Raw genomic sequence first — 24,228 nt, forward strand, 5'->3', positions numbered from 1 at the left:
TAAATAGGATATTATTTATCCACTTTGTAAATTATTTAAAAAGTGAAAAAGCCCGTGTATATTTTGCACATCTTTGATATAATTGCGCATGAATAAAGAAGAATATTTTATAAAACAATTTTCAAATAATAAAATTATTGGTGATGATGGTGCTTTTATTGATGGTTTTGTTTACTCAATGGATGCTTTTTTTGAGAATGTGCATTTCAAAAAAGAGTGGATGAGTTTAAAACAAATTGCGTATAAATCAATGATTGTAAATATTTCAGATGCAATTGTAATGAATGCAATTCCTTTATATGCACTTTTAAGCGTTGCAATTCCTAAATCTTATTCAAATGCAGACTTAAAAGAGTTAGCAAAGGGATTTAAAAAAGCTGCGAAAAAATTTGGTATTCAAATTATTGGTGGAGATACAATCTCAAATGAAAAACTTGATATTTCAATAACTATCATTTCAAAAACATCTAATCCAATTTTAAGATCTGGAGTTAAAAAAAATGATTTGCTTTGTTATACGGGGATTTTGGGTTCTTGTAAAAAAGATTTAGAAACTCTTTTTGAAAATAAGCCAATTTCAAAAAAATCAAAATTTATAAAACCAAAGCTAAAACCATATTTCTTTTATGAAATAGCACCTTTTATTACAGCTTCAATGGATATTTCAGATGGATTATTTTTTGAATTAGAAAAATTATCAAAAGCAAGTAAGATAGGTTTTGAATTTTTTAATGAAATTGATGAGAGTATTGGAAGTTCTGGTGAAGAGTATGAAATTCTTTTTTCTTTTGATGAGATAAATTTAGACAAAATAAAAAGAATAGCAAAAAAACATAAAGTAGAATTAAATATATTTGCAAAAGCAATAAAAGGTAAATATAGAACTGCTTGTAAAAATCATCACTTTTAAAATATAAATAAAACAAGGAAAAATAATTGGAACAATTACAAAGATATTTAAATCACTCAAAAATAGATGTGGTTTTTAAGCAAAACAAAGATGATTTCGTGGTTACTGAAATCCCTTTATATGAATTTTCAGGTGAGGGTGAACATCTAGTTTTAAAAATTAGAAAAAAAGATTTAGCAACTTGGGATGCTATTGAGATTTTAGCTAAGTTTCTAAATTGTAGTAGTAGAGAGTTTGGATACGCAGGTTTAAAAGATAAAAATGCAATGACTGTTCAATCTATTTCAGTTCACAGAAAATATGAAGAGGCTTTAAAATCTTTTCAAAATGATAATTTAAAAATTCTTGAAACTACTTATCACAATAACAAAATCAAAGTAGGGCACTTAAAAGGTAATAAATTTTTTATTAGACTAAAAAGAGTTGGTGCTATAGAAAAAAGAAAAATTGAAGAGGCTTTAGGGTCAATTGTAACTAATGGAATTCCTAATTATTTCGGTTTCCAAAGATTTGGAATTGAGGGAGACAATTATAAAAAAGGTAAAGATATTATTGATGGAAAATTAAAAGAGAAAAGAAGAAATTTAAAGCAAATGTATATCAATGCTTATCAAAGTTATCTTTTTAACTCTTGGCTTTCTAAAAGAATAGAAATATCAAAACTTATTGATGCATTTGAACCAAAAGAGATTTATCAAAAATTAAATTTACCACTTGATGTTGTAAAACAGATGAAAAAACAAAAACATCCATTTAAATTAATGACCGGAGATTTACTTTCTCATTATCCATTTGGAAAAATCTTTACTATTGAAAATTTAGAAGAAGAATCGCAAAAATTCAATGAAAGAGATAGAGTTCCAACAGGACTTTTAAGTGGAAATAGAGTTAAAAATTCAGTTGATTTAGCTTATGAAATTGAAAAAGAGTTTGAAGAAAAAACAGGTGAAGATGGAGCAAGAAGATTTGCTTGGATTTTTCCTGAAGATATTTCAAGTAATTATAAAGAAGAGAAAAACTGGATGGAATTACAATTTTATCTACCAAAGGGCTGTTACGCAACAGAAGTAATTGCAGAAATTATCCATTAATTATTAAATAAATATAAAATCAATTAAGTTAAAGTAAGTTACACTAGCTTTAATATTTAAATACAAAGGAACTTTATGTCATATGAAGAGTTAATAGCCCAATTATGTGAAGTTATAAAAGAATCAGAAGTTAATGCGCAATTAATTTACGATAATGCAGAATCTTTAGAACAAGTTATAAATGACTTGGAAATAGCTTCTCATAAAAAAGACAAAATTGTAAATAAAATTTCTGATATTTTTGGTCTATTACAACATCAAGATTTACATAGACAAAAGATTGAAAGAGTTGTGAATTTTGTTTGTGAGAAAAATGACATAGATAAAGCTCAATATAATATCGCACCAAGTGCAAAGAATATTGACTCATCAGATGAAACTCTTTCAGATGATGAATTAGAGGCTCTAATTAAACAAATGCAAGCTTAGAATAAAAGAAGAAACCTTCTTTTATCTCTTTATTTTTTACAAGCTTCTTTTTTAATATTATTTAAATTTCCAAATATTTTTAAAGCATCCATTTCTACTTCTTTTGCATTTTTATTTAAAGTATCATTTGATTCTTTATTTGAGTTATCATCTACTAATTTTTGAAGATTTTTATGGAATTGTTTATCAAAAGTTTCAATATTTTTCATTATTTCCATATCAACTTTTTTACCTGAATTTATATGTAATTCACACCATTGTTTTAAACCATTACTCTCTTCAATTTTAAATTGTTTGTAATCACCTAGTTTTGCATAAACTTTATCTTTTGTATTTAATAATTCAACTTTTAATAAAGCAGTATCATATACTAAATCTACATCACAAACTTTATCTAGTGAATCTTCTAAAAATGAAGCTCTTGCAGCAGCTGTTACTAATGAATTTGACATAGATGCGATATTTGATGCCATAATTGAAATTTCATCAGCTACTTGTGCATTTTTTTGTGTAGCTTGATCCAACATATTTATTGCATCATTAATTTGAACTATTCCTTTTTCTTGCTCTTTCGAAGCAGTTGCAACTTCATTTATAGTTAAAATAGTATTAGAAATATTTTCATTTAATTCTTTATATCCCTCTATCATGTCATCAGAGATATGTTTACCTTCTTTTGCTTTTTTACTAGCTAATTCAACAATTTGTTTAATTTCTTTTGCCGCATCAGCACTTCTATTTGCTAGATTTCTTACTTCTGCTGCAACGACTGCAAATCCTTTTCCAGCTTCACCTGCTGTTGCTGCTTCTACTGCTGCGTTTAAAGAAAGAATATTTGTTTGAAATGCAATTTGATCTATTACTTCAATTGCTACATTGATTGAACTTACTTCTTTATTTATTTCATCCATTGAAGTAGCTGTTTTATTGGCTAAATCTTGTCCATTTTTTGCAGATGTTGTAACATTTTGCGCTAATTGGGTCATTTTAATAGTTGCCTGAGTATTTGCTTGGATTGTAGATGTAATTTCTTCTAATGCAGCTGCAGTTTCTTCAAGTGAAGATGCTTGTTGATTTGAAGATGTAGATAAATTATTTGATGCACTAGAAAGAGTTTGAGTGCTTTCATTTAAAGAATTACCTGTATTCATAACCATTGCTAATATTTCAGATGTATTATTCCCTACAAGTTTAATTCCAGCTGTTAATGAACCTAGATTTCCATAAATTCCTTCATCATCTATTTTAAAATCATATTTTGATTCTGAGTAATATCTTAATGTTTCATTTATTTTATCTAAAGTCTCTTTTGTAGATAAAATCATAGCATTTAATCTATTTTTTAAATCTTCAACATGTGGATTTGATGCTGTTCCATTTACTTTGTAAACAAAAAATCCATTCGCTGTTTTTTCTAAAATATCGCTAGCTTCTTCTATTACTTTTTCATCTTGTTTTAAGCCAGCTCTTACTTTATCCATGTAGGCGTTAAATAAAGTTGCAACTTCTCCAATCTCATCTTTTGATTCAATTGCCAGTGATATGTTTGTATCATTTGAATTTAATAGATTTTCAAACCCATTTTTCAATTTACCAATTGGATTTGTAGCTCTTCTTACAATAAAGAAAATTAGTCCAATAGTTACTAAAGCCAATATTGCAGAAATAATTGAAATTTCTGCAATCAATGCTTTTATTTTTGTATCGGCTTCATCTAATGAAAAAGTTAAATCCATAACACCAATTACATCACCTTCTTGTTGATTTGCATGACACATTAAACATTCTTGAGAAGCAATCATTGGTTTTATCATTCTTAAAAGATGACCATTTTCATCTTTTGTTTGTAAAAGTAAAGATTTTTTTGTCTCAAAGGTTTTTAATACATCTTTATCTGTTGAATACGTTTTATCTGATGGATATAACTCCATTAAAGATTTACCTCTTGCAACAGTTAAGTTTTTTACACCCTTTATTGTTCTAGCATCATCTTCAGCTTTTAATATTTGAACTGGATCACCTGTATTCATAGCATTTCTAAGACTTTGAAACATTGCTGAATTTAACATTTCTAAATTCTCTTTTGTTTTTTCTATGGAATCTTTTGTCACTTTTGAAGTTGTGAAATATACAACAGTAATACTACTTAGTGACATCAAAATAAATAATGCAACTATGATTTTATTACTTATTTTTTTAGTTATTAATTCAAACATGAAACGAGCCTTTTTGTTTAAGTGTATTTATTATATAATGAACTTTATATATTAAATATTAATTAAATATTAAATTAAACATTTTATGTGAGATAAAGAGTAAAATAGTGATAGTCGGACTTATAGGTAAAGTAATAAAAAAAGAACCAACATTATTAAATATAAATGTTAATGGAATAATTTATGAAGTTTTTGTGTCATTAAATTGCAGTTCAAAAATTATTTCAGATGATGTTAAACTAGAAATTACACATATAATTAGAGAAGATTCTCAATCTTTGTATGGTTTTTTAGATGTAAATGAAAAAAAACTTTTTGACACTGTAATTAAGATAAATGGTGTTGGTCCAAAAGTTGCCCTTGCAATTTGTTCAACTTTTACACCAACTTCGTTTGCCCAAATTGTAAGTGAAAATGATGTTACAATGTTAAAAAGAGTTCCTGGCCTTGGACCAAAAGGTGCAAGTAGAATATTAGTTGAACTTTCAGGTTTTATTGTTGATTCCCATGATGGAAGTGATAATAGCGCTCTTTCCTCTGCTTTTGAAGCAGCACTTGCCCTTGAATCATTAGGATTCAAAAAAGATTTAGTTTCTAAAATATTAAAAACTTGTGTGAGTGGAAATACAAGTGATTTAGTAAAAGAAGCACTTAAAAAATTACAAAAATAAAATATATTTATAAAAAAGGAATTTGATGAAAATAGCTATAGTTTTTGGCGGAGTAAGTTTTGAACATGAAATCTCAATAGTAAGTTCAATTGCTATGAAAGATGTGTTAAAAGATGAATTAATTTATCTTTTTTTAGATGCATCAAGAGATTTGTATCTTATTCCAACTAATATTATTAAGTCAAAATTGTTTAGTTCAGGTGAATACAAAAAATTTGATAAAGTTTTTTTCCAAAAAGGTGGCTTTTATAAAAGAGGTGGACTTTTTTCAAAAGAACAAAGTATTGATTATGATGTTGTTTTAAATCTTTCTCATGGTGGAGATGGAGAAGATGGAATAATATCATCTGTTTTAGATTTTTACAATATTCCTTTTTTAGCTCCCCGAACTGAAGCTTGTGTTGTAAGTTCAAATAAATTTTTAACAAAAGGTTATGCTTCAAGTGTTGGAGTTAATACTTTAGATTATAAATATTTCACAAAAGGTGATAAAGTTGTTATTGATAGTTTTCCAGCAATTTTAAAACCAGTTAAACTTGGAAGTTCAATTGGTGTTTCTATTGTTAAAACACAAGAAGAGTTAGACTATGCACTTGATGTGGCTTATGAGTTTGATAATGCTGTAATTATTGAGCCTTTTATAAGTGGAGTAAAAGAGTATAACTTAGCTGGAACAAAAGTAAATGGTGAATTTAGATTCTCAATTATTGAAGAGCCACAAAAAGCTGAATTTTTAGATTTTGATAAAAAATATTTAGATTTTTCAAGAACTTCTAAAGCTTTAGAAGTTGATTTAGGTGAAAAATTAAATGAAGAGATAAAAGAAGCCTTTAGAAGACTTTATAACAATTTATTTGAGGGTTCAATCATTAGATGTGATTTTTTTGTTGTTAATGATACAGTTTATTTAAATGAGATAAATTCAATTCCAGGATCTATGGCAAATTATTTATTTGAAGATTTTGCTTCATTATTTACTGCTGTTGCAACTACACTTCCAACAAAAAAACATATTCCAATAACTTATGATTATGTTAATAAAATACAAGCTACTAAAGGAAAATAAATCTTGGCAACAAAAAATCTGATAGTCGATAATAAAAATTTTGATATTTCTTATGAAATAGTAAATCCAACAGCAAAAAAAGATATAATTTTTTTACATGGTTGGGGTTCAAATAAAGATATTATGAAAAATGTATTTTCTTCTTATTTGAAAGATTTTAGACATATTTATATTGATTTACCAGGATTTGGGAAAAGTTTAAATAAGTATGTTTTAACAACTAAAGATTATGCCAAAATTGTAGATGAGTTATTAAAACTCTTATTATCTTCAAAAGATGTAATTGCTGGTCATTCTTATGGTGGGAAAGTTGCCACATTGTTAAATCCTAAAAATTTAGTTTTATTAAGTAGTGCAGGAATTTTAGAAAAAAAACCATTTGATGTTAAACTTAAAATTTTTTTTGCAAAGATTTTTAACGCTTTAGGATTAAAAGGTTTTACTAAAAAGTTCAGAAGTACTGATGTTAATACAATGAGTGAAAATATGTATTTAACTTTTAAAAATGTTGTAAATGAAGATTTTACAACATTCTTTTCAGATTTTTCAAGTAATGCTTTAGTCTTTTGGGGAGAAAAAGACACAGCAACTTCTTTAGAATCTGGTAAAAAAATGGCATCATTACTAAAAAAATCAACTTTTACATCTTACGATGGTGATCATTTTTTCTTTGTACAAAATGCAAAAAATATAAGTGAGAGAATTGAAAATGGAATACTTTAATATTATTACACATATTATTTTAATAATGAGTTTGGGTTGGTATTTAATTACTAATCTACAATGGTATAACTACAAATTAGAAAGAGTTATCCTAAAACATCATAAATGGCAATGGCATATAACATATTTTTTATCACCTATAGTTCTTTTTTATATAATTCCTGAACCTTATTATGCGGTTTATTTTTATGTGATATATATGACAAGTTTTGTTTTATGGAATAAAAAATTAGATCATTCTTTAGTATTAACGTCAAGAGTAAAAAGATTTTTATCAATATTACTTTTTTTAACATTTGCAATGACAGCACTTTGTTTAGCAAGTCCAGATTGTAAAAATATGTTTATTTTTGCTCCATTAATTTTAGTTTATGCAATTTCAACAATTTTAGAAAAAATATTTTTTATCTCTTTTAAACACAAAGCCAAGCAAAGATATCAAAGTATTGCAGGACTTAGAACCGTTGCGATTACTGCATCTTTTGGGAAAACGTCAATTAAAAACTATTTACATCATGTTTTAAAGAGTAAATATAAAACATATAAAACACCAAGAAGTGTAAATACAATAGCAGGAATTGTACTTGATGTAAATAGAGATATCCCTTTGGATACACAAATTTATATTGCAGAAGCAGGGGCAAGAGTAAAAGGTGATATTGAAGAAATCACAATGTTTTTAGAACCTCAAATTTGTGTTATTGGAAGTGTTGGAGAACAACATATTGAGTATTTTAAAACTCTGTCAAACATAATTCACACAAAAATGGAAATATTAAAATCTCCAAAAATGAAAATGGGATTTGTTCATGAATCTGTTCCTCTTAAGCCCTATGATTTAATTACAAAATTCCCAAATAATTTACATATTGTAAAAAGCAATTTAGATGGAATCTGGTTTGATGTTGAAGTTGCTGGAAAAATTGAACATTTTCAAGCTCCAATTTTGGGAAGCTTTAATGCTGTAAATTTAACAGCTGTTATTTTAGTATCTCACTATTTAGGTATGAGTATAAATGAGATAAAAATGGCATTATGTACACTTCCTCAAGTTGAACATAGACTTCAAAAAATCGAAGCAGGTGGAAAAATCATAATAGATGATTCATTTAACGGAAATCTAACAGGTATGTTAGAAGCTGTAAATATTTGCGCAACACATACAGGAAGAAAAGTAATTATTACTCCTGGTCTTGTAGAATCAACAGATGAAGCAAATATTTTATTAGCAAAAGAGATAAATAAAACTTTTGATTTTGTAATTTTAACAGGAAGTTTAAATACACATCTGTTTAGTGCAAATATAGATAAAGAAAAAGTTTATATCTTAAAAGACAAAGCATTAATGGAAGCAACACTGGCAAAAACTACAAGAGCTGGTGATTTGATTTTATTTGCAAATGATGCACCAAACTTTATATAAAACTAGGAAATAAAATGGAACATTTATATGCACCATGGCGATATGAGTATGTAAGCGAAGAGAAAATAGAAGGTTGTGTTTTCTGTCATATCGCTAAAAATATTGATGATGAAAAAATGCAAGTTTTATTTGCAGATGAGCACTGTTATATTGTAATGAATAAATTTCCTTATAGTCCAGGTCATATGATGGTAATTCCATTTTTTCATACATCAAATATTGAAGATTTACAAGATGAAGTTTGGATGCAAATGAGCATACGAGTGCGACAAGGTGTGAAACTCTTAAAAGAAGTTATGCCATGTGAAGGCGTAAATATTGGCATGAATCTTGGACGTGCAGCAGGTGCAGGAATAGAACAACATGTACACTATCATATGCTTCCACGATGGCTTGGTGACACTAATTTTATAACTTCTATTGGTGGAGCAAGAATCTACCCAGCAACTTTTGAGGAAATTTTTAAAAAACTAAAAGATAATGCTTCAAAATATTTTATTTAAATAGGTTGTTTTTTATTAGTAGAAAAAATTATTAATACATCTATATTAATAATTCATGTGGTTGCAAATTAAAAAGTTTTGCTAACTTATAAATGTGTGCTAAATTAAAATGTTTTTCGTATTTTAAATTTTCACAATTGGAATAAAAAGCAACTGATCCTATTCCAATCTCAAGTGCAACCTCTAATTGGTTTAACCCATTTTCAATTCTTTTTCTTTTTATATTATTAGATATTTTTCTATAAAAAACTTCAATTTCAATTTCAGGGGTACTATCTAACAAATTCATTTTTCCCCTATTTAACCTATTCTTATATTTAGATAGCATAACTATATGAGTATGTAATTTATCTATATTACTTCTAGATGTACAACGATTAATTGTAGTCATAATTCAAGTGATTATAACTTAGCTTTATAAATTAATTTTATAAATTAATGAAATAAAAATATAAGAATTATTTATCCCATAGGATATAGTATAAGATAATTATAATCGTTAAAGTAACTTGTAAAATTAGAAAAATAATTTTTAAAGTAAATATATCATAATTTTTATTATAAATAATGATATATTTTAAAAATTAAATAATATTTTTTATTTCATAATATACCATAAAAACAGCTTATTTTTAATAAATAAAATAAAGTATATGTTAAAAATAACTTTTAAATAGATACAAAATACTTGAAAATAATAATTTTTAAGTACTGCAAGGTATCATCTATGAATAGGAATTTACTAAATTTAGGAAAGTTCATACTAAATAGATTTATATTTATTGAAATTTTATAGAGTAACTTAGATTATTAAGGAGGGAAAATTATCTTAAATACTGAGATAATAATTTAAAAATAAGAAATTAAAGATTACAAAAAAAGATTTTGTTGTGGTGTTTTTCATCATATTAAATACATAAATTATAACTAGGGAACATAATGTTTAAAAATTTAACAATAAAGATGAAACTTATATCATCATTTTTAGTGATGATTGTTTTAATTGCTGGCTTGGCAATTTATAGCATATCATCAATCAGCGAAACAAGTGATGGATTTAATAAATATAAAGAATCAGCAAAAAATACTGATATTGGAAGTAATATTCAAATAAATATGCTTGTAGTTAGAATGTATGCATTAAATTACTTTAAAGATCCAACACAAGAGAACATTGATGGATATCATAAGTTTATTGACATTTCTATGGGTTTTGTAAAAACAGCTTTATCTGAGCTTAAACATTCTACTCAATTGTCAATGGCTAAAGAGATTAATGAAAGTTATGAAATATATAACAAGGGTTTTTTAGAAGTAATTGATATTATGAAAGAAAAAAGTGATATATACGCAAGCAATCTCGCTGTTAATGGGAAAAAAATAAATGATCTTCTTCTTTCTATGTTGGAAAGTGCAAAAAATGATAAAAATATTGATGATACATATTTAATTGCAAAATCAGTTAATTCTTTGTTATTAGCTAGAGTTTATAATATGAAGTATTTTAGTTCAGATTTAAATAGTGATTATGAAAGAGTTTTAAGTGAGTTTACTAATTTGAATAAAGCATTAAATGAGTTAGTTGTAATCATTCAAGATCCAAAAAGAAAAGAGCAGTTGAAAGAGCTTATATCTCTTACTGAAATCTATAAAAATGGTTCGGCTAGAATTAATAAAGTTATCAATGATAGAGATGCAATTATTGTAAATTTATGGATATTAGATCGAAAAATTGGAAAACTATCTGAAGATATAAAATTATCAATTAAAGATGAACAAAATATAATTGACACAAATGTTACTAATCTAAATTCAAATATTAAGTTATTTGTCACAATCATATCTTTAGTGATCTTAGTTTTATCAATCATTCTAGCAATAGTATTGCCAAGAAATATAGCTAATTTATTAAACACATTCCAAACTGGTTTAATGGACTTTTTTAAATACCTAAATCGTGAGAGCAAAGAAGCAAAATTAATAGAGATGAATTCAACAGATGAATTTGGAATAATGGCCAAAGTTGTAAATGATAATATTGAAAAAACTAAAAAAGGTATAGATGAAGATAGAAAACTAATAGATGAGACAGTTTCAGTATTAGGAGAATTTGAACAGGGAGATTTAGTTCAAAGATTAAATATAAATGTTTCAAACCCAGCTTTAATGCAACTAAAAGATGTATTAAATAGAATGGCAGATAATTTAGAGAATAATATTAATAATGTGCTAAATATAGTAGAAGAGTATTCTTCATATAATTATTTAAATAAAATATCAACAAATGGACTAAAAGAGCATCTTTTAAAATTGGCAAGTGGAGTAAATAATTTAGGTGATTCTATAACAGAAATGTTAGTAGAGAATAAATCAAATGGATTAACATTAGATAAAAGTTCAAATACACTTTTAAGTAATGTAGATAAATTAAATCAAAGTTCAAATGAAGCCGCAAGTTCCCTAGAAGAAACAGCAGCAGCCTTAGAAGAAATAACAAGTAACATAAGAAATAATACAGAAAATATAGCAAAAATGTCTAAACTTTCAGATGGTGTAACAACATCAGCAAATGAAGGTGAAAAATTAGCAAATGATACAACAGTGGCAATGGAAGAGATAAATACTCAAGTAACTGCCATAAAAGAAGCAATAACAGTTATAGATCAAATTGCATTCCAAACAAATATTCTGTCTTTAAATGCAGCAGTAGAAGCAGCAACTGCAGGAGAAGCAGGGAAAGGATTTGCCGTAGTAGCAGCAGAAGTAAGAAGTCTTGCTTCTAGAAGTGCAGAAGCAGCAAAAGGAATAAAAGAATTAGTAGAAAATGCAACAAACAAAGCAAATGATGGAAAAAATATTGCAGGTGAGATGATAAAAGGATATAAAGTACTAAATGGGAATATATTAGAAACAACAAACCTAATTTCAGATATATCAAGTGCATCTAAAGAACAATTATTAGGAATAGAACAAATAAATGATGCGGTGAATCAGTTAGATCAACAAACACAACAAAATGCAAAGGTAGCATCTGAAACACAAGATATTGCAATTTTAACAGATCAAATTGCAAAATTAATTGTAAGTGATGCAGATAATAAAGAGTTTAATGGTAAGAATAGTGTAAAAGCAAAAGTGGCTAATACGAAACAAGAAGTAAGTAAAATAGTAAGCAAAATAGCAAAAAAGGAAACAAAAATTGAAATAATAAAAACAAAAAGAGATAATGGAGATTGGGAGAGTTTTTAAGCTCTCTTAACATTATTCTCATCTTCTTTTAAGACATTTAAATCAAATCTTCTTGTAATTTATAAAATCTCCTATTTAATTATTTATCTTTTCTTATTGAATAATAAAGTTTTCTTTTATTATTCAAATAATATCATGCAGTAAATTAAATAATAAGTAAATGACTGCTATTATAGGCATTTTATTTATTAATAATAAAAATATAAATAAATATCAATAAAAAATATAAATATTATTTTTACTAAAAGTTTAAATCAAAATAATTTCAAAATAATATGATTAATAAGTTAAGAATTGCAATTTTATTGAGAATTTGAAATGGAATTAAGCTATTAATTATTTGTATTAAGTGAGTTAAATAAGAAATAAAAATTGTTTCTTTCGAGAGGTTTTGAGGCAAATACTTTTTTGTCACATTAAATGAGTAATTTATAAAGGATAAATTTTGTTTAAAAATATTTCAATAAAAGTAAAATTAATAATAATACCGTTAATAATTTTAATCTCATTAGTTATTTTATATCTCATAATATTTACTGGCATTTCTAAATTAGATGATAAATCTATGAAAGTAACTAAAGCTAATAATATTATTAAAAATATGACAGAAAGTAGAATTGCAGAGAAAAATTACATAATAGAAGAGAATCAAAAATATGCTGATTATCTTAATAAGTTAATTAATGAAAATATTGAAACTGCAAAAGAACTTGAGTCAATTTTTTCCATAGAAAGTCATGAATTAGAAATGAAAAATATTAATGTCTCAATGAAAGATTATCTTAAAAATTTTAATGACTATGTTGAAATGAAAAAGGAATTGGATTTAGCTGAAAAAGAGATGATCAAAATAGCTAAAAAAGTTGAAGATCTTGCCAATAATGAAAAGAATGTACAGAAAAAACAAATGGAAGATTTAATTAATGAAAATGCTCCTTTAGAAAAAATTATCAACAAAATTGATAAATCATCTTTAACAGATGAAATTCTACTAGAATTAAAAGAAATTAGAATATCTGAAAAGAATTATATTAGAAGAGAAGATCAAATACATATTGATGATATTGACAAAAAAATAGCAAATGTAGCTCTTATAACAAACAAATTAAAGCTTGATTTTATAAATCCTAATAATAAAAAAATAGCGGATGATATTGATATTGCATTAAATGAGTATAAAAATTCATTTAATAAGCTTAGTGAATTAAAAGAAAAATCATTTAAACTTTCTAAAAACATGAATCAAGCAGCAGGAACGGCAGTGGATTTAGTTGAGAATATAGGAAATACTCATGAAAAAGATGCAGAAGAAATAAGAAATAATCTTAGAAAAATACTTCTTATGTCTTTTTTATTAGTTGCAGGAATAGTTGGATTTATTTGTGTTCTAATTGCAAAAAATATAGCAAATTTATTAAGTGCATTCCAAACAGGATTAATGGATTTTTTCAAATATATAAATCGTGAGAGCAAAGAAGCAAAATTAATAGAAATGAATTCAACAGATGAATTTGGAGTAATGGCTAAAGTAGTAAATGAAAATATTGAAAAAACAAAAAAGGGTATAGAAGAAGATAGAAGATTAATAAATGAGACAATTTCAGTATTAGGAGAGTTTGAACAAGGAGATTTAGTTCAAAGATTAGATATCAATGTTTCAAATCCAGAATTAATGCAATTAAAAGATGTATTAAATAAAATGGCAGATAACTTAGAAAATAATATAAATCATGTATTAAATATTGTAGAAGAATACACTTCTTATAATTATTTAAATAAAATATCAACAAAAGGTCTTAAAGAACATCTTCTAAAATTGGCTACGGGAGTAAATAATTTAGGTGATTCAATAACAGGAATGCTGATTGAAAATAAATGCAATGGATTAACTATTGATGATAGTTCTGATATGTTATTGATAAATGTAGATAAATTAAATCAAAATTCAAATGAAGCAGCAAGCTCATTAGAAGAAACAGCGGCAGCTCTAGAAGAAATTACAAGTAATATAAGAAGTAATACAGAAAATATAGCAAAAATGTCTCAACTATCTGTTGGCGTAACTAAGTCTGCAAATGATGGTGAATCTCTAGCGAATGATACAACTACTGCAATGGAAGAGATAAATGCTGAAGTTACAGCAATAAAAGAAGCAATAACTATAATTGATCAAATTGCATTTCAAACAAATATTCTTTCTTTAAATGCAGCAGTAGAAGCAGCAACAGCAGGAGAAGCAGGACGTGGATTTGCAGTAGTTGCAGCAGAAGTGCGAAATCTAGCAAATAGAAGTGCTGATGCTGCCCATGAGATAAAATCTTTAGTTGAAAATGCAACAAATAAAGCAAATGATGGAAAAAATATTGCAGGAGAGATGATAAAAGGATATAGACTTCTAAATGAGAATATTTTAGAAACAACAAACCTAATAGCAGATATTGAAAATGCATCTAAAGAGCAATTACTTGGAATAGAACAAATAAACGATGCTGTAAATCAGTTGGATCAGCAAACACAAAAAAATGCAAAAATAGCATCAGAGACACAAGATATATCAATCTTAACAGATCAACTTGCAAAATTAATTGTTAGTGATACAAATAAAAAACAGTTTAAAGGTAAAGATAGTGTTGACGCAAAAGAAATTAATATTGGTGGAGAAATTTATAAACCAAATAGAAATCAGATAAACAAAGAGATAATACAAGATAAAAAAAATAATGAAACAGATTGGGAGAGTTTTTAAAAGAGAGTATTAAAATAAAGAAAAAATGCTAATTCCTTTAGAGTTTGATATATTGTTATTATTTTATTTTTATTTTTAATAATAAAAGTAGAAAAAAGATACAATGAAAATAGCAAAAAGCTTAGAAATAATAGTATAAGTTAAATAGAATCTTATAATAAAAATATTTGTAATAATTGTGAAAATATTCTTAATTCTAAAGTAATTTATTATTGCGATTATATGCAAAGTATAAAGGAAAAGAAATGAAAAGAGATGTGATAATAATAGGTGGTGGAGTTGTAGGACTTATGACAGCTTATTCTTTACAAAAAGCTGGAAGAAGTGTAACAGTTATAGATGAAACAGATATAAGTGATAACACTTCTTTTGGGAATGCTGGTTTACTTTCAGCCTTTGATAAAACTCCATTATCAAATCCAGGTGTAGTTCTTGATACTCTTAAACTAATGATAAAAGGTGAATCACCTGTAAATATTCATCCAAAATTAGATTATAAACTCTTCCGTTGGCTTTTTAAATTTGTTCAAAGTGCAAATGAAGATAGATTAAAAAGAACCTTAGCCTTATTTGAAAAATATGGACAAATAACAATTGATAGATATAAACAGATGCAAATAGAGGATGGTTTGGATTTTGATTTTCACCATGATGGAATGCTTAGTGTTTTCACAGAAGAAAAAAGTTATGAAAAAAAACTTGCAAAATATAATTTTGTTGATAATGATAGATTTGAAATTTTTGATAATTCAAAAATAAAAGAGTATTTACCTTTAGGAAATGAAAAAATAAAAGGTGCAATACTATTTAAAAGAAATGCTCATTTTGATCCAAAAAGAGTAATGCTTGAAATGAAAAACTATTTATCAAAAAATGGTGTTGAATTTATTTTAAATGAAAGAATAAGTAACATCAAATTCAAAGATAAAAAAGTTGCAAGTATTAGTTCTGCTTTAAATACTTATGAGGCAGAAACTTACGTTTTATCTACAGGTTACCAAACTTTATTAGCTGATATTAGAAAAAAAGAACTTATGATGACTCCTGCAAAAGGTTATAGTATAACTTTTACTATGCCAAAAGAGTTAGAACCTAAAACTTCAACACTATTTGCTGATTTATTTATAGTTATGACTCCACGAAGAAATGATGTAAGAATTACTTCAAAACTAGAATTAGGTTCAACAGATCCAAGAGTTATAAAAGAACAAATAGAAAGCATAAAAGAAAATTTCAAAAAATATACAATTCCTTTTGAAATGGAAGATATTGTTGAATGGAGTGGATTTAGACCACTAACGCCAAATGATATGCCCTTAATTGGAAGAGATGAAGAGTACAAGAACTTAATCTACGGAATGGGCTTAGGATGGTTAGGAATGACATTTGCTCCAAGTGTAGGAGAAATCCTAAAAGATTTAATAATAAAAGATTCAGAAAACAAAAATAATGATGATATTTTACTTTTCTCAGGATTTTATCAAGGATAAGAATTATATTCTTATCCTTAATAAGAACTTATTATACTATCTAAACTACTGTAATCATCCTTTTAAAAAGGAAATAAAATTACCAACTTTTCATATGAAGCCCCATAATACTTGACATTTAACCACTATTGAGTTATAATCCGCGTCCACTAAATGTGGTTAGAGTGCATTTATGCGCATCTAACGAGTTCTTTAAAGGAAAAAAATGGAAAAGATTAGATTAAAGCTAAAAGCTTATGATCATAGAGTTTTAGACAGAAGTGTTGCTTCAATTGTTGAAGCCGTTAAAAGAACTGGTGCTGATTTAAGAGGTCCAATCCCTCTTCCTACAAAAATCAGAAGATATACAGTTATTAAAGGTCCTCACGTAAATAAGGATTCTAGAGAGCAATTTGAAATCAGAGTTCATTCAAGAATTATTGATATTATAGCTGCAACTCCAGATACTGTAGATTCGTTAATGAAACTTGACTTAGCTCCTGAAGTTGATGTTGAAGTTAGATCTATGGGTCAAGAATAAGAAGAAAGGGTAATATAGATGGAATTTATAGTTCAAAAAATCGGTATGAGTAGAACAGTTTCTGTTCCAAGTACTCCTGTTACACTTTTAAAAGTTCTTGATACTAAAGTGTGTGAAGTGACTGACGGTGTAGCAATTGTAGCTTATAGCAATGGTAAAAAATTTAACAAAGCTATCGAAGGTATACAAAAAAAATATAACTTATCTAAAGAGTTTAACAGATTTGCAACAATGACTGTAGCAAATGGTGAAGCTGGTGATTTAGATGTTTCTGGATTAGGTGAAGCACAAACGTTAAAAACAACTTTTAAAACAAAAGGTAGAGGGTTTACTGGAGCTGTTAAAAGATGGAATTTTGCGGGTGGTAGAGCATCACACGGTCACAGAATGGGTAGAAGAGTTGGTTCAATCGGTAACTGCGAATGGCCAGGAAGAGTTCAGCCAGGTAAAAAAATGCCAGGGCAATACGGAAATACAAATGTATCTGTGAAAAATGATGTTATTTCATTTGACGCTGAAACTGGAATTTTAGTTCTTAAAGGTTCAGTATCTGGTCCAAACGGAGCATTAGGAAAAGTAAAGGTTGCTAAATGAGCAAAGCAATAGTATTAAATGAAAAATTTGAAAATAGTGGTGAAGTAGTTTTACCAGCTAGTTATGAAGAAATTAACAAACATAATTTATATTTATATGTTAAATCTTACTTAGCGGCATTAAGATCAAATACAGCAAGAGCTAAAACAAGAGCAGAAGTAAGCGGTGGTGGTAAAAAACCTAAAGCTCAAAAAGGTTCTGGTGCAGCTAGATGGGGTTCAAAAAGATCTCCTTTATTCGTTGGTGGGGGTCAAGCATTTGGACCTACTAAAAGAAACTATAACCAAAAAGTTAACAAAAAACAAAAAGCATTAGCATTAAAATATGCTATCAATGCTCAAGCAAATAATAGTACTTTATTTGTTGTTGATTCAATTAAACTTGAGTCAGGAAAAACTAAAGAAGCAGTTGCAGTTTTAAGTAAAATAAACAAAAGAGATACATTAATCGTATGTGATACAATTGATGAGAAAACTTATTTAGCGTTTAGAAACATTAAAAACTGTTATATGGTTGAAAAGCAAGAAGTTAACGCTTATTTAATTGCTGCATACCACTCAGTACTTATTGAAAAATCAGTACTTGATGCATTAACAAAAGAGGCTTAAGATGGCAGATATTACAGATATTAAAGCAATATTATATACAGAAAAAACAATTGAGCTTCAAGAAAATGGTGTAATCGTTGTTCAAACTAGTCCAAGAATGACTAAAAACGGTTTAAAAGAAGTATTTAAAGAATATTTTGGAGTAACTCCTTCAAAAGTAAATTCTTTAAGACAAAATGGTAAAGTAAAAAGATTTAAAGGGAAAATAGGTAAAAGACCTGATTTCAAAAAATTCTATGTAACATTACCAGAGGGCGCAGCAATTGCGAACCTTTCAGCTTAAGGGGATTATAGATGGCAATTAAAAAATTTAGACCAATAACTCCTGCAAGAAGATTTATGTCTGTTATGGATACTTCAGATATTACTTCTAAACCAACTGTAAAATCTTTACTTGTAAGAGTAAAAGCAAACGCTGGTAGAAATAATAACGGTAGAATTACATCTAGACACAAAGAAGCAGGTGCTAAGAAATTATATAGAATTATTGATTTCAAAAGAGATAAATTCGGTGTTGAGGGTACAATTTCAACTGTTGAATACGATCCATATAGAAATTGTAGAATTTGTTTAGTTACTTACCTAGACGGTGATAAAAGATATATCATTCAACCATCTGGATTAAAAGTTGGAGATAAAGTACAAGCTGCTGAATCTGGACTTGATATTTTACCTGGTAATGCAATGAGATTATTAAGTATTCCTGTTGGAACAATGGTACATAATATTGAAATGAAACCAGGTAAAGGTGGACAAATCGCTAGATCTGCTGGTGGATATGCTCAAATTATGGGTAGAGAAGACAAGTATGTAATCATGAGATTACCATCTGGTGAAATGAGAAAAATTCTTGGTGTTTGTATAGCTACAATTGGTGTAGTTGGAAACGAAGATTTCTCAAACATGGTAGTTGGTAAAGCTGGTAGAAGTAGACACCTTGGTATTAGACCTCAAACTAGAGGTTCTGCAATGAACCCTATTGATCACCCACATGGTGGTGGTGAAGGTAAAACTAACTCTGGTAGACATCCTGTTACTCCATGGGGTATGCCAACTAAAGGTTATAAAACTAGAAAGAAAAAAGCTAGTGATAAACTAATCATTTCAAAAAGAAAGAAGTAAGGGTTTAAGATGGCAAGATCGATAAAAAAAGGTCCATTCGTAGACGCACACCTAATGAAGAAAGTTATCAAGGCTAATGAAGCTAATGATAAAAAACCAATTAAAACTTGGTCAAGAAGATCTACTGTATTACCAGATATGATCGGATTAACTTTCAATGTGCACAATGGAAGAAACTTCGTTCCAGTTAACGTTACTGAGAACCATGTTGGATATAAATTAGGTGAATTCGCACCAACTAGAACATTTAAGGGCCATAAAGGTTCTGTTCAAAGAAAGGCATAAGAATGGCTAAAGCAATATTAAAATTTATTAGACTTTCTCCAATTAAAGCTAGATTAATAGCTAGAGAAGTTCAAGGAATGAATGCAGAGTATGCAATCGCATCTTTACAATTTACTCCAAATAAAGCTGCTGGAATTATTTCAAAAGTTATAGCTTCAGCTGTAGCAAATGCAGGTTTAGATCCAGTTGACGCTGTTGTTGTATCTGCAAGGGTTGATAAAGGTCCAGTTCTTAAGAGATTTACTCCAAGAGCAAGAGGTTCTGCTTCTCCAAGACACAAACCAACTGCACATATTATGATTGAAGTAGCTGCTGCAACTAAAGGAGATAAGTAATGGGTCAAAAAGTTAATCCAATAGGTTTAAGATTAGGTATTAATAGAAATTGGGAATCAAGATGGTTTCCTAAATTTGAAACAATGCCAGCAAACGTTGCAGAAGATGACAAAATCAGAAAGTATGTTAAAAAAGAATTATACTATGCTGGAATTGCTCAAACTATCGTAGAAAGAACTGCAAAAAAAGTTAGAGTTACAGTTGTAGCTGCTAGACCTGGTATCATTATTGGTAAAAAAGGTGCAGACGTTGAAAAACTAAAAGATGCACTTTCTAAATTAGTTGGTAAAGAAATCGCTGTAAATATTAAAGAAGAGAGAAAACCTCAAACTTCTGCTCAATTATCTGCTGAAAACGTTGCTCAACAATTAGAAAGAAGAGTTGCATTCAGAAGAGCTATGAAAAGAGTTATGCAAAATGCATTAAAAGGTGGAGCAAAAGGTATTAAAGTATCTGTTTCTGGTAGACTTGGTGGAGCTGAAATGGCAAGAACTGAGTGGTACTTAGAAGGTAGAGTTCCTTTACATACTTTAAGAGCAAGAATTGATTATGGTTTTGCTGAAGCTCATACAACTTATGGTTGTATTGGTATCAAAGTTTGGATTTTCAAAGGTGAAGTATTAGCTAAAGGTATTCCAACTGAAAAAGCTGAAGACACTTCTTCTAAACCTAAAAGAAGACCAACTAAGAAAAGAGGTAAATAATTATGTTAATGCCTAAAAGAACGAAATTTAGAAAAATGATGAAAGGCCGAAATAGAGGTATGGCTCATAGAGGAAACTCTTTAGCATACGGAGATATCGGTATTAAAGCTGTAGAACACGGTAGAATTGATTCAAGACAAATTGAAGCATCAAGAATTGCGATGACTAGAAAAGTTAAGAGACAAGCAAAAGTTTGGATTATGGTATTCCCTGATAAACCACTTACTGCTAAACCATTAGAAACAAGAATGGGTAAAGGTAAAGGTTCTGTTGATAAATGGGTTATGAACATTAAGCCTGGAAGAATTTGTTTTGAAATGGCTGGAGTATCTGATGAATTAGCTAGAGAAGCTTTAACTTTAGCAATGCATAAGCTACCATTTAAAACTAAAATTGTAACAAGAGATAGCGAAAATGAACTATACTGATTTAAAAGACAAAAACTTGAATGAACTTCAAGCATTATTAAAAGAGAAAAAGGTGCTTCTTTTTGAATTAAAAGCTAAGCTAAAAACAATGCAGTTAACAAATACATCTGAATTAAGAGTGGCTAAAAAAGACATTGCTAAAATTCAAACAGCTATGACTGCTGCACAAGCTAACTAAGGATCTAAGTATGACACATAAAAGAGAGATTCAAGGTGTAGTGGTAAAAAACTCTGGAGACAAAACAGCATCTGTATTAGTTACAAGATCAGTTATGCATCCAAAATATCACAAAACTGTAAAAAGATTTAAAAAATATTTAGTACATGACGAAAGAAATGAATTAAATGTTGGAGATAGTGTTATCGCTGTTGAGTGTAGACCATTGTCAAAGACTAAATCTTTTAGATTAAAGACAATTGTAGCTACAGGAGTTAAATAATGATTCAAAGTTTTACAAGATTAAACGTAGCTGACAATACAGGTGCTAAAGAGATTATGTGTATCAAAGTTTTAGGTGGTTCTAAAAGAAGATATGCAACTGTTGGTGATGTTATTGTTGCTTCAGTTAAAAAAGCTCTACCAACTGGTAAGATCAAAAAAGGTCAAGTTGTTAAAGCAGTAGTTGTTAGAACTCATAAAGAAGTTCAAAGAGAAAATGGTTCATTAATTAGATTTGACGACAACGCAGCGGTTATTCTTGATGCAAAAAGAGAACCAGTTGGAACAAGAATCTTTGGACCAGTTGCTAGAGAAGTTAGATATTCAGGTTTCATGAAAATCGTTTCACTTGCACCGGAGGTATTATAATATGGCAATTAAATTAAAAATCAAAAAAGGTGATACTGTAAAAATTATCGCTGGAGATGACAAAGGTAAAACTGGAGAAGTTTTAAGAGTATTACCTTCTAAAAACAAAGTAATCGTAAAAGATTGTAAAGTTGCTAAAAAAACTGTTAAACCTGACCAAGAAAAAAATCCAGATGGTGGATTTATTAACAAAGAAATGCCAATTGACATTTCAAATGTAGCAAAAGTAGAAGGTGAGTAAGATGGCATCAAGATTATTTGAAAAATACAAATCAGAAATCAAACCAGTATTAGAAACTGAGTTTCCAAAAAATAAAACTTTAACTGCAAAGTTAGAAAAAGTTGTTATTTCTGTTGGTGCTGGTGAAGCGATGAAAGATTCTAAATTAATCCAAAATATTGAAGATACAATCTCTTTAATAGCTGGTCAAAGAGCTGTTAAAGTTATTGCTAAAAAATCTGTTGCAGGGTTTAAAGTTAGAGAAGGTATGCCAGTTGGTGTTAAAGTTACTTTAAGAGGTGAGCAAATGTATCATTTCTTAGATAAATTATGTAACGTTGCATTACCAAGAGTAAAAGACTTTAGAGGTCTTAACAAAAATGGTTTTGACGGTAGAGGAAACTTCAACTTTGGTTTAGATGAGCAATTAATGTTCCCAGAAGTTGTATATGATAATATCATTAAAACACATGGTATGAATATTTCAATTACTACTAGTTCAACTAATGATGCTGAATCATTCAGATTATTAGAATTAGTAGGAATTCCATTTACAAAAGGAAGAGCGTAATGGCAAAGAAATCTATGATCGCTAAACAACAAAGAACACCTAAGTTTGCAGTAAGAGCATACACAAGATGTTCTGTTTGTGGAAGACCTCACTCTGTATACAAAGATTTTGGTTTATGTAGAATTTGTTTAAGAAAAATGGCTAACGAAGGTTTATTACCTGGTGTTAGAAAAGCTAGTTGGTAGGAGAATTTAAGCTATGATGAATGATATAATCGCAGATGCTTTAACAAGAATTAGAAATGCTGCAATGAGAAAATTAGAAGTTGCAACATTATTACACTCAAATACTGTAGTAGGTGTTTTAAACGTTTTATTACAAAAAGAGTATATTGCTGGATTCAAAGTTATTGATGGACAAAACAATAAGAAAACAATTCAAGTTGAATTGAAATATGATGATAATGAGAAATCAGTAATCAATGAAATCACAAGAGTTTCTAAACCAGGAAGAAGAGTTTATAAAAACGCTTCTGAAATTAAAAACTTTAAAAATGGGTACGGTACTATTATCGTTTCAACTAACAAAGGTGTAATTGCTAATGATGAAGCATTTGCTGCTAATGTTGGTGGTGAAGTACTTTGTACTGTATGGTAGGAGAGAGTAATGTCTAGAATTGGAAAAAAACCTATCGCAATCCCAGCTGGGATTGAAGTAACAGTAAATGGTTCTATCATTTCTGTTAAAAAAGGGAACAATGTTTCTACTATTGAAACACACGGAAGAGTTGGAATCGAAATAGCAGATGGTCAAGTTGTATTAACTAGAAATGGTGAAACAAAAGAGTCTTCTGCATTTTGGGGAACTTATAGAGCTTTAACTGCTAATGCAATCAATGGTCTTACTGTAGGATTTAGTAAATCTTTAGAGATCAATGGTGTTGGTTACAGAGCTGCTGTAAAAGGTGAAGTTTTAGAACTACAATTAGGTTATTCTCATCCTATTAACTATGAAATCCCTGCTGGATTAGAAGTTACTGTTGAAAAAAACTTAATTCATGTAAAAGGTGCTGACAAACAACAAGTTGGTCAAGCTGCTGCAATTATTAGAGGCTTTAGAAAACCAGAACCGTACAAAGGTAAAGGTGTTAAATATACTGATGAGAAAATCATCAGAAAAGCCGGAAAAACTTCTAAGAAGTAAGGTGTAACTATGAGTAGAATTAAAGATTTAGCAAAAAAAAATGCGTTAAGAATCAAAAGAAAAAAAAGAGTTAGAGGTTCAATTTTTGGTACAGCTGAAAAGCCAAGAGTATCAATTTTCAAATCTAACAAATACGTTAGTGCACAAGCTATTAATGATGTTGAAGGTGTAACTTTAGCAGCAGTTAGCTCAAAAGCTATGGGTTTAAATGTGAATAAAGAAAATGCAGTAAAAGTAGCAGCACAACTTGCTGAGAACTTAAAAGCAGCTGGAATTGAATCAGTTGTTTATGACAGAAATGGTTATCTTTATCATGGTGTTGTAGCAGCATTTGCTGACGCATTAAGAGAAAATGGTATCAAATTATAAGGGT

The 24,228-nt window shown here is 28.3% G+C and carries 30 protein-coding genes and 1 pseudogene; 29 read left to right on the top strand and 2 right to left on the bottom strand.

The features are described 5' to 3' along the window. The first annotated feature begins 88 nt into the window (after positions 1 to 88). The 3 genes from AVENP_RS05140 (at position 89) to AVENP_RS05150 (ending at position 2,430) form a co-directional block, all read left to right on the top strand. Positions 89 to 910: a thiamine-phosphate kinase gene (locus AVENP_RS05140; RefSeq protein ID WP_128358952.1), complete on the top strand. Its 822-nt coding sequence runs from the start codon at positions 89 to 91 to the stop codon at positions 908 to 910. A 26-nt stretch (positions 911 to 936) separates the two neighbouring features. Beyond that, on the top strand, positions 937 to 2,001 hold the full coding sequence (gene truD, locus AVENP_RS05145) for a tRNA pseudouridine(13) synthase TruD (RefSeq protein WP_128358951.1): 1,065 nt from the start codon (positions 937 to 939) through the stop codon (positions 1,999 to 2,001). Positions 2,002 to 2,076: 75 nt separating this feature from the next. Next, positions 2,077 to 2,430, top strand: coding sequence for a hypothetical protein (locus AVENP_RS05150; protein ID WP_128358950.1), 354 nt, complete (start codon positions 2,077 to 2,079; stop codon positions 2,428 to 2,430). Between the two features lie 29 nt (positions 2,431 to 2,459). Here the strand turns inward: AVENP_RS05150 and AVENP_RS05155 are convergent, their stop codons facing one another. Next, positions 2,460 to 4,646, bottom strand: coding sequence for a methyl-accepting chemotaxis protein (locus AVENP_RS05155; protein ID WP_128358949.1), 2,187 nt, complete (start codon positions 4,644 to 4,646; stop codon positions 2,460 to 2,462). A gap of 107 nt (positions 4,647 to 4,753) precedes the next feature. Here AVENP_RS05155 and ruvA point away from each other — a divergent pair, with 107 nt between their 5' ends. The 5 genes from ruvA to AVENP_RS05180 are packed head-to-tail and all read left to right on the top strand — an operon-like array spanning position 4,754 to position 9,032. Continuing rightward, on the top strand, positions 4,754 to 5,317 hold the full coding sequence (gene ruvA / locus AVENP_RS05160; RefSeq protein ID WP_128358948.1) for a Holliday junction branch migration protein RuvA: 564 nt from the start codon (positions 4,754 to 4,756) through the stop codon (positions 5,315 to 5,317). A 25-nt stretch (positions 5,318 to 5,342) separates the two neighbouring features. Further along, positions 5,343 to 6,383 (top strand): D-alanine--D-alanine ligase, encoded by a 1,041-nt coding sequence (locus AVENP_RS05165; protein WP_128358947.1) that lies wholly within the window; start codon positions 5,343 to 5,345, stop codon positions 6,381 to 6,383. Positions 6,384 to 6,386: 3 nt separating this feature from the next. Next, positions 6,387 to 7,106 (top strand): alpha/beta fold hydrolase, encoded by a 720-nt coding sequence (locus tag AVENP_RS05170; protein ID WP_128358946.1) that lies wholly within the window; start codon positions 6,387 to 6,389, stop codon positions 7,104 to 7,106. Then, a complete protein-coding gene (locus tag AVENP_RS05175) occupies positions 7,093 to 8,529 on the top strand; it encodes a Mur ligase family protein (protein WP_128358945.1) in 1,437 nt (478 codons plus the stop codon). The genes AVENP_RS05170 and AVENP_RS05175 overlap by 14 nt, the downstream gene beginning before the upstream one ends. Before the next feature lie 14 nt (positions 8,530 to 8,543). Continuing rightward, positions 8,544 to 9,032, top strand: coding sequence for an HIT family protein (locus AVENP_RS05180; RefSeq protein ID WP_128358944.1), 489 nt, complete (start codon positions 8,544 to 8,546; stop codon positions 9,030 to 9,032). A gap of 40 nt (positions 9,033 to 9,072) precedes the next feature. Here the strand turns inward: AVENP_RS05180 and AVENP_RS05185 are convergent, their stop codons facing one another. Beyond that, entirely contained in the window at positions 9,073 to 9,321 is a 249-nt protein-coding gene (locus tag AVENP_RS05185) for a helix-turn-helix transcriptional regulator (protein ID WP_128358943.1), read from the bottom strand. A 1,628-nt stretch (positions 9,322 to 10,949) separates the two neighbouring features. On the opposite strand from AVENP_RS05185, the pseudogene AVENP_RS16120 reads away from it, so the two are divergent. The 21 genes and pseudogenes from AVENP_RS16120 to rplR all read left to right on the top strand — a co-directional run. Continuing rightward, positions 10,950 to 12,281: pseudogene (locus AVENP_RS16120) on the top strand (methyl-accepting chemotaxis protein); the annotation flags it as partial. 445 nt (positions 12,282 to 12,726) lie between these two features. Next, positions 12,727 to 15,027: a methyl-accepting chemotaxis protein gene (locus tag AVENP_RS05195; protein ID WP_228201874.1), complete on the top strand. Its 2,301-nt coding sequence runs from the start codon at positions 12,727 to 12,729 to the stop codon at positions 15,025 to 15,027. A 245-nt stretch (positions 15,028 to 15,272) separates the two neighbouring features. Continuing rightward, a complete protein-coding gene (locus tag AVENP_RS05200; RefSeq protein WP_128358941.1) occupies positions 15,273 to 16,517 on the top strand; it encodes an NAD(P)/FAD-dependent oxidoreductase in 1,245 nt (414 codons plus the stop codon). Positions 16,518 to 16,722: 205 nt separating this feature from the next. Beyond that, positions 16,723 to 17,037 carry a 30S ribosomal protein S10 gene (rpsJ, locus tag AVENP_RS05205; RefSeq protein WP_014473685.1) on the top strand — a complete coding sequence of 105 codons (315 nt, stop codon included), beginning with the start codon at positions 16,723 to 16,725 and terminating at the stop codon, positions 17,035 to 17,037. 18 nt (positions 17,038 to 17,055) lie between these two features. After that, positions 17,056 to 17,631 (top strand): 50S ribosomal protein L3, encoded by a 576-nt coding sequence (gene rplC / locus AVENP_RS05210; RefSeq protein WP_128358940.1) that lies wholly within the window; start codon positions 17,056 to 17,058, stop codon positions 17,629 to 17,631. Next, entirely contained in the window at positions 17,628 to 18,239 is a 612-nt protein-coding gene (rplD, locus tag AVENP_RS05215; RefSeq protein WP_128358939.1) for a 50S ribosomal protein L4, read from the top strand. Before rplC ends, rplD begins: the two co-directional genes overlap by 4 nt. A gap of 1 nt (position 18,240) precedes the next feature. Continuing rightward, on the top strand, positions 18,241 to 18,522 hold the full coding sequence (locus tag AVENP_RS05220; RefSeq protein WP_108557717.1) for a 50S ribosomal protein L23: 282 nt from the start codon (positions 18,241 to 18,243) through the stop codon (positions 18,520 to 18,522). Between the two features lie 11 nt (positions 18,523 to 18,533). Next, positions 18,534 to 19,361 (top strand): 50S ribosomal protein L2, encoded by an 828-nt coding sequence (gene rplB / locus AVENP_RS05225; protein WP_128358938.1) that lies wholly within the window; start codon positions 18,534 to 18,536, stop codon positions 19,359 to 19,361. A gap of 9 nt (positions 19,362 to 19,370) precedes the next feature. Beyond that, positions 19,371 to 19,646 carry a 30S ribosomal protein S19 gene (gene rpsS / locus AVENP_RS05230; protein WP_118885947.1) on the top strand — a complete coding sequence of 92 codons (276 nt, stop codon included), beginning with the start codon at positions 19,371 to 19,373 and terminating at the stop codon, positions 19,644 to 19,646. A gap of 2 nt (positions 19,647 to 19,648) precedes the next feature. Further along, positions 19,649 to 19,981 carry a 50S ribosomal protein L22 gene (gene rplV, locus AVENP_RS05235; RefSeq protein WP_118885948.1) on the top strand — a complete coding sequence of 111 codons (333 nt, stop codon included), beginning with the start codon at positions 19,649 to 19,651 and terminating at the stop codon, positions 19,979 to 19,981. Next, positions 19,981 to 20,685 carry a 30S ribosomal protein S3 gene (rpsC, locus tag AVENP_RS05240; RefSeq protein WP_118885949.1) on the top strand — a complete coding sequence of 235 codons (705 nt, stop codon included), beginning with the start codon at positions 19,981 to 19,983 and terminating at the stop codon, positions 20,683 to 20,685. The genes rplV and rpsC overlap by 1 nt, the downstream gene beginning before the upstream one ends. 2 nt (positions 20,686 to 20,687) lie before the next feature. Next, positions 20,688 to 21,113: a 50S ribosomal protein L16 gene (gene rplP, locus AVENP_RS05245; protein ID WP_128358937.1), complete on the top strand. Its 426-nt coding sequence runs from the start codon at positions 20,688 to 20,690 to the stop codon at positions 21,111 to 21,113. Continuing rightward, entirely contained in the window at positions 21,100 to 21,291 is a 192-nt protein-coding gene (gene rpmC / locus AVENP_RS05250; RefSeq protein ID WP_128358936.1) for a 50S ribosomal protein L29, read from the top strand. The genes rplP and rpmC overlap by 14 nt, the downstream gene beginning before the upstream one ends. Positions 21,292 to 21,301: 10 nt before the next feature. Then, positions 21,302 to 21,553 carry a 30S ribosomal protein S17 gene (rpsQ, locus tag AVENP_RS05255; protein WP_128358935.1) on the top strand — a complete coding sequence of 84 codons (252 nt, stop codon included), beginning with the start codon at positions 21,302 to 21,304 and terminating at the stop codon, positions 21,551 to 21,553. Continuing rightward, on the top strand, positions 21,553 to 21,921 hold the full coding sequence (gene rplN / locus AVENP_RS05260) for a 50S ribosomal protein L14 (RefSeq protein WP_004510830.1): 369 nt from the start codon (positions 21,553 to 21,555) through the stop codon (positions 21,919 to 21,921). Before rpsQ ends, rplN begins: the two co-directional genes overlap by 1 nt. 1 nt (position 21,922) lies before the next feature. Further along, complete coding sequence (rplX, locus tag AVENP_RS05265) at positions 21,923 to 22,162, top strand: 50S ribosomal protein L24 (protein ID WP_108557709.1); 240 nt, start codon at positions 21,923 to 21,925, stop codon at positions 22,160 to 22,162. Between the two features lies 1 nt (position 22,163). After that, positions 22,164 to 22,712 carry a 50S ribosomal protein L5 gene (rplE, locus tag AVENP_RS05270; RefSeq protein WP_128358934.1) on the top strand — a complete coding sequence of 183 codons (549 nt, stop codon included), beginning with the start codon at positions 22,164 to 22,166 and terminating at the stop codon, positions 22,710 to 22,712. After that, the gene (locus tag AVENP_RS05275; protein ID WP_105912160.1) at positions 22,712 to 22,897 is read left to right on the top strand and encodes a type Z 30S ribosomal protein S14; all 186 of its coding nucleotides are present in this window, start codon (positions 22,712 to 22,714) and stop codon (positions 22,895 to 22,897) included. The genes rplE and AVENP_RS05275 overlap by 1 nt, the downstream gene beginning before the upstream one ends. Positions 22,898 to 22,910: 13 nt before the next feature. Continuing rightward, positions 22,911 to 23,309, top strand: coding sequence for a 30S ribosomal protein S8 (gene rpsH / locus AVENP_RS05280; RefSeq protein WP_128358933.1), 399 nt, complete (start codon positions 22,911 to 22,913; stop codon positions 23,307 to 23,309). Between the two features lie 9 nt (positions 23,310 to 23,318). Next, positions 23,319 to 23,855: a 50S ribosomal protein L6 gene (rplF, locus tag AVENP_RS05285; RefSeq protein WP_128358932.1), complete on the top strand. Its 537-nt coding sequence runs from the start codon at positions 23,319 to 23,321 to the stop codon at positions 23,853 to 23,855. A 9-nt stretch (positions 23,856 to 23,864) separates the two neighbouring features. Then, on the top strand, positions 23,865 to 24,224 hold the full coding sequence (rplR, locus tag AVENP_RS05290; protein ID WP_118885957.1) for a 50S ribosomal protein L18: 360 nt from the start codon (positions 23,865 to 23,867) through the stop codon (positions 24,222 to 24,224). Positions 24,225 to 24,228: the final 4 nt, after the last annotated feature.

The organism is Arcobacter venerupis, from assembly GCF_013201665.1.
GTDB lineage: Bacteria > Campylobacterota > Campylobacteria > Campylobacterales > Arcobacteraceae > Aliarcobacter > Aliarcobacter venerupis.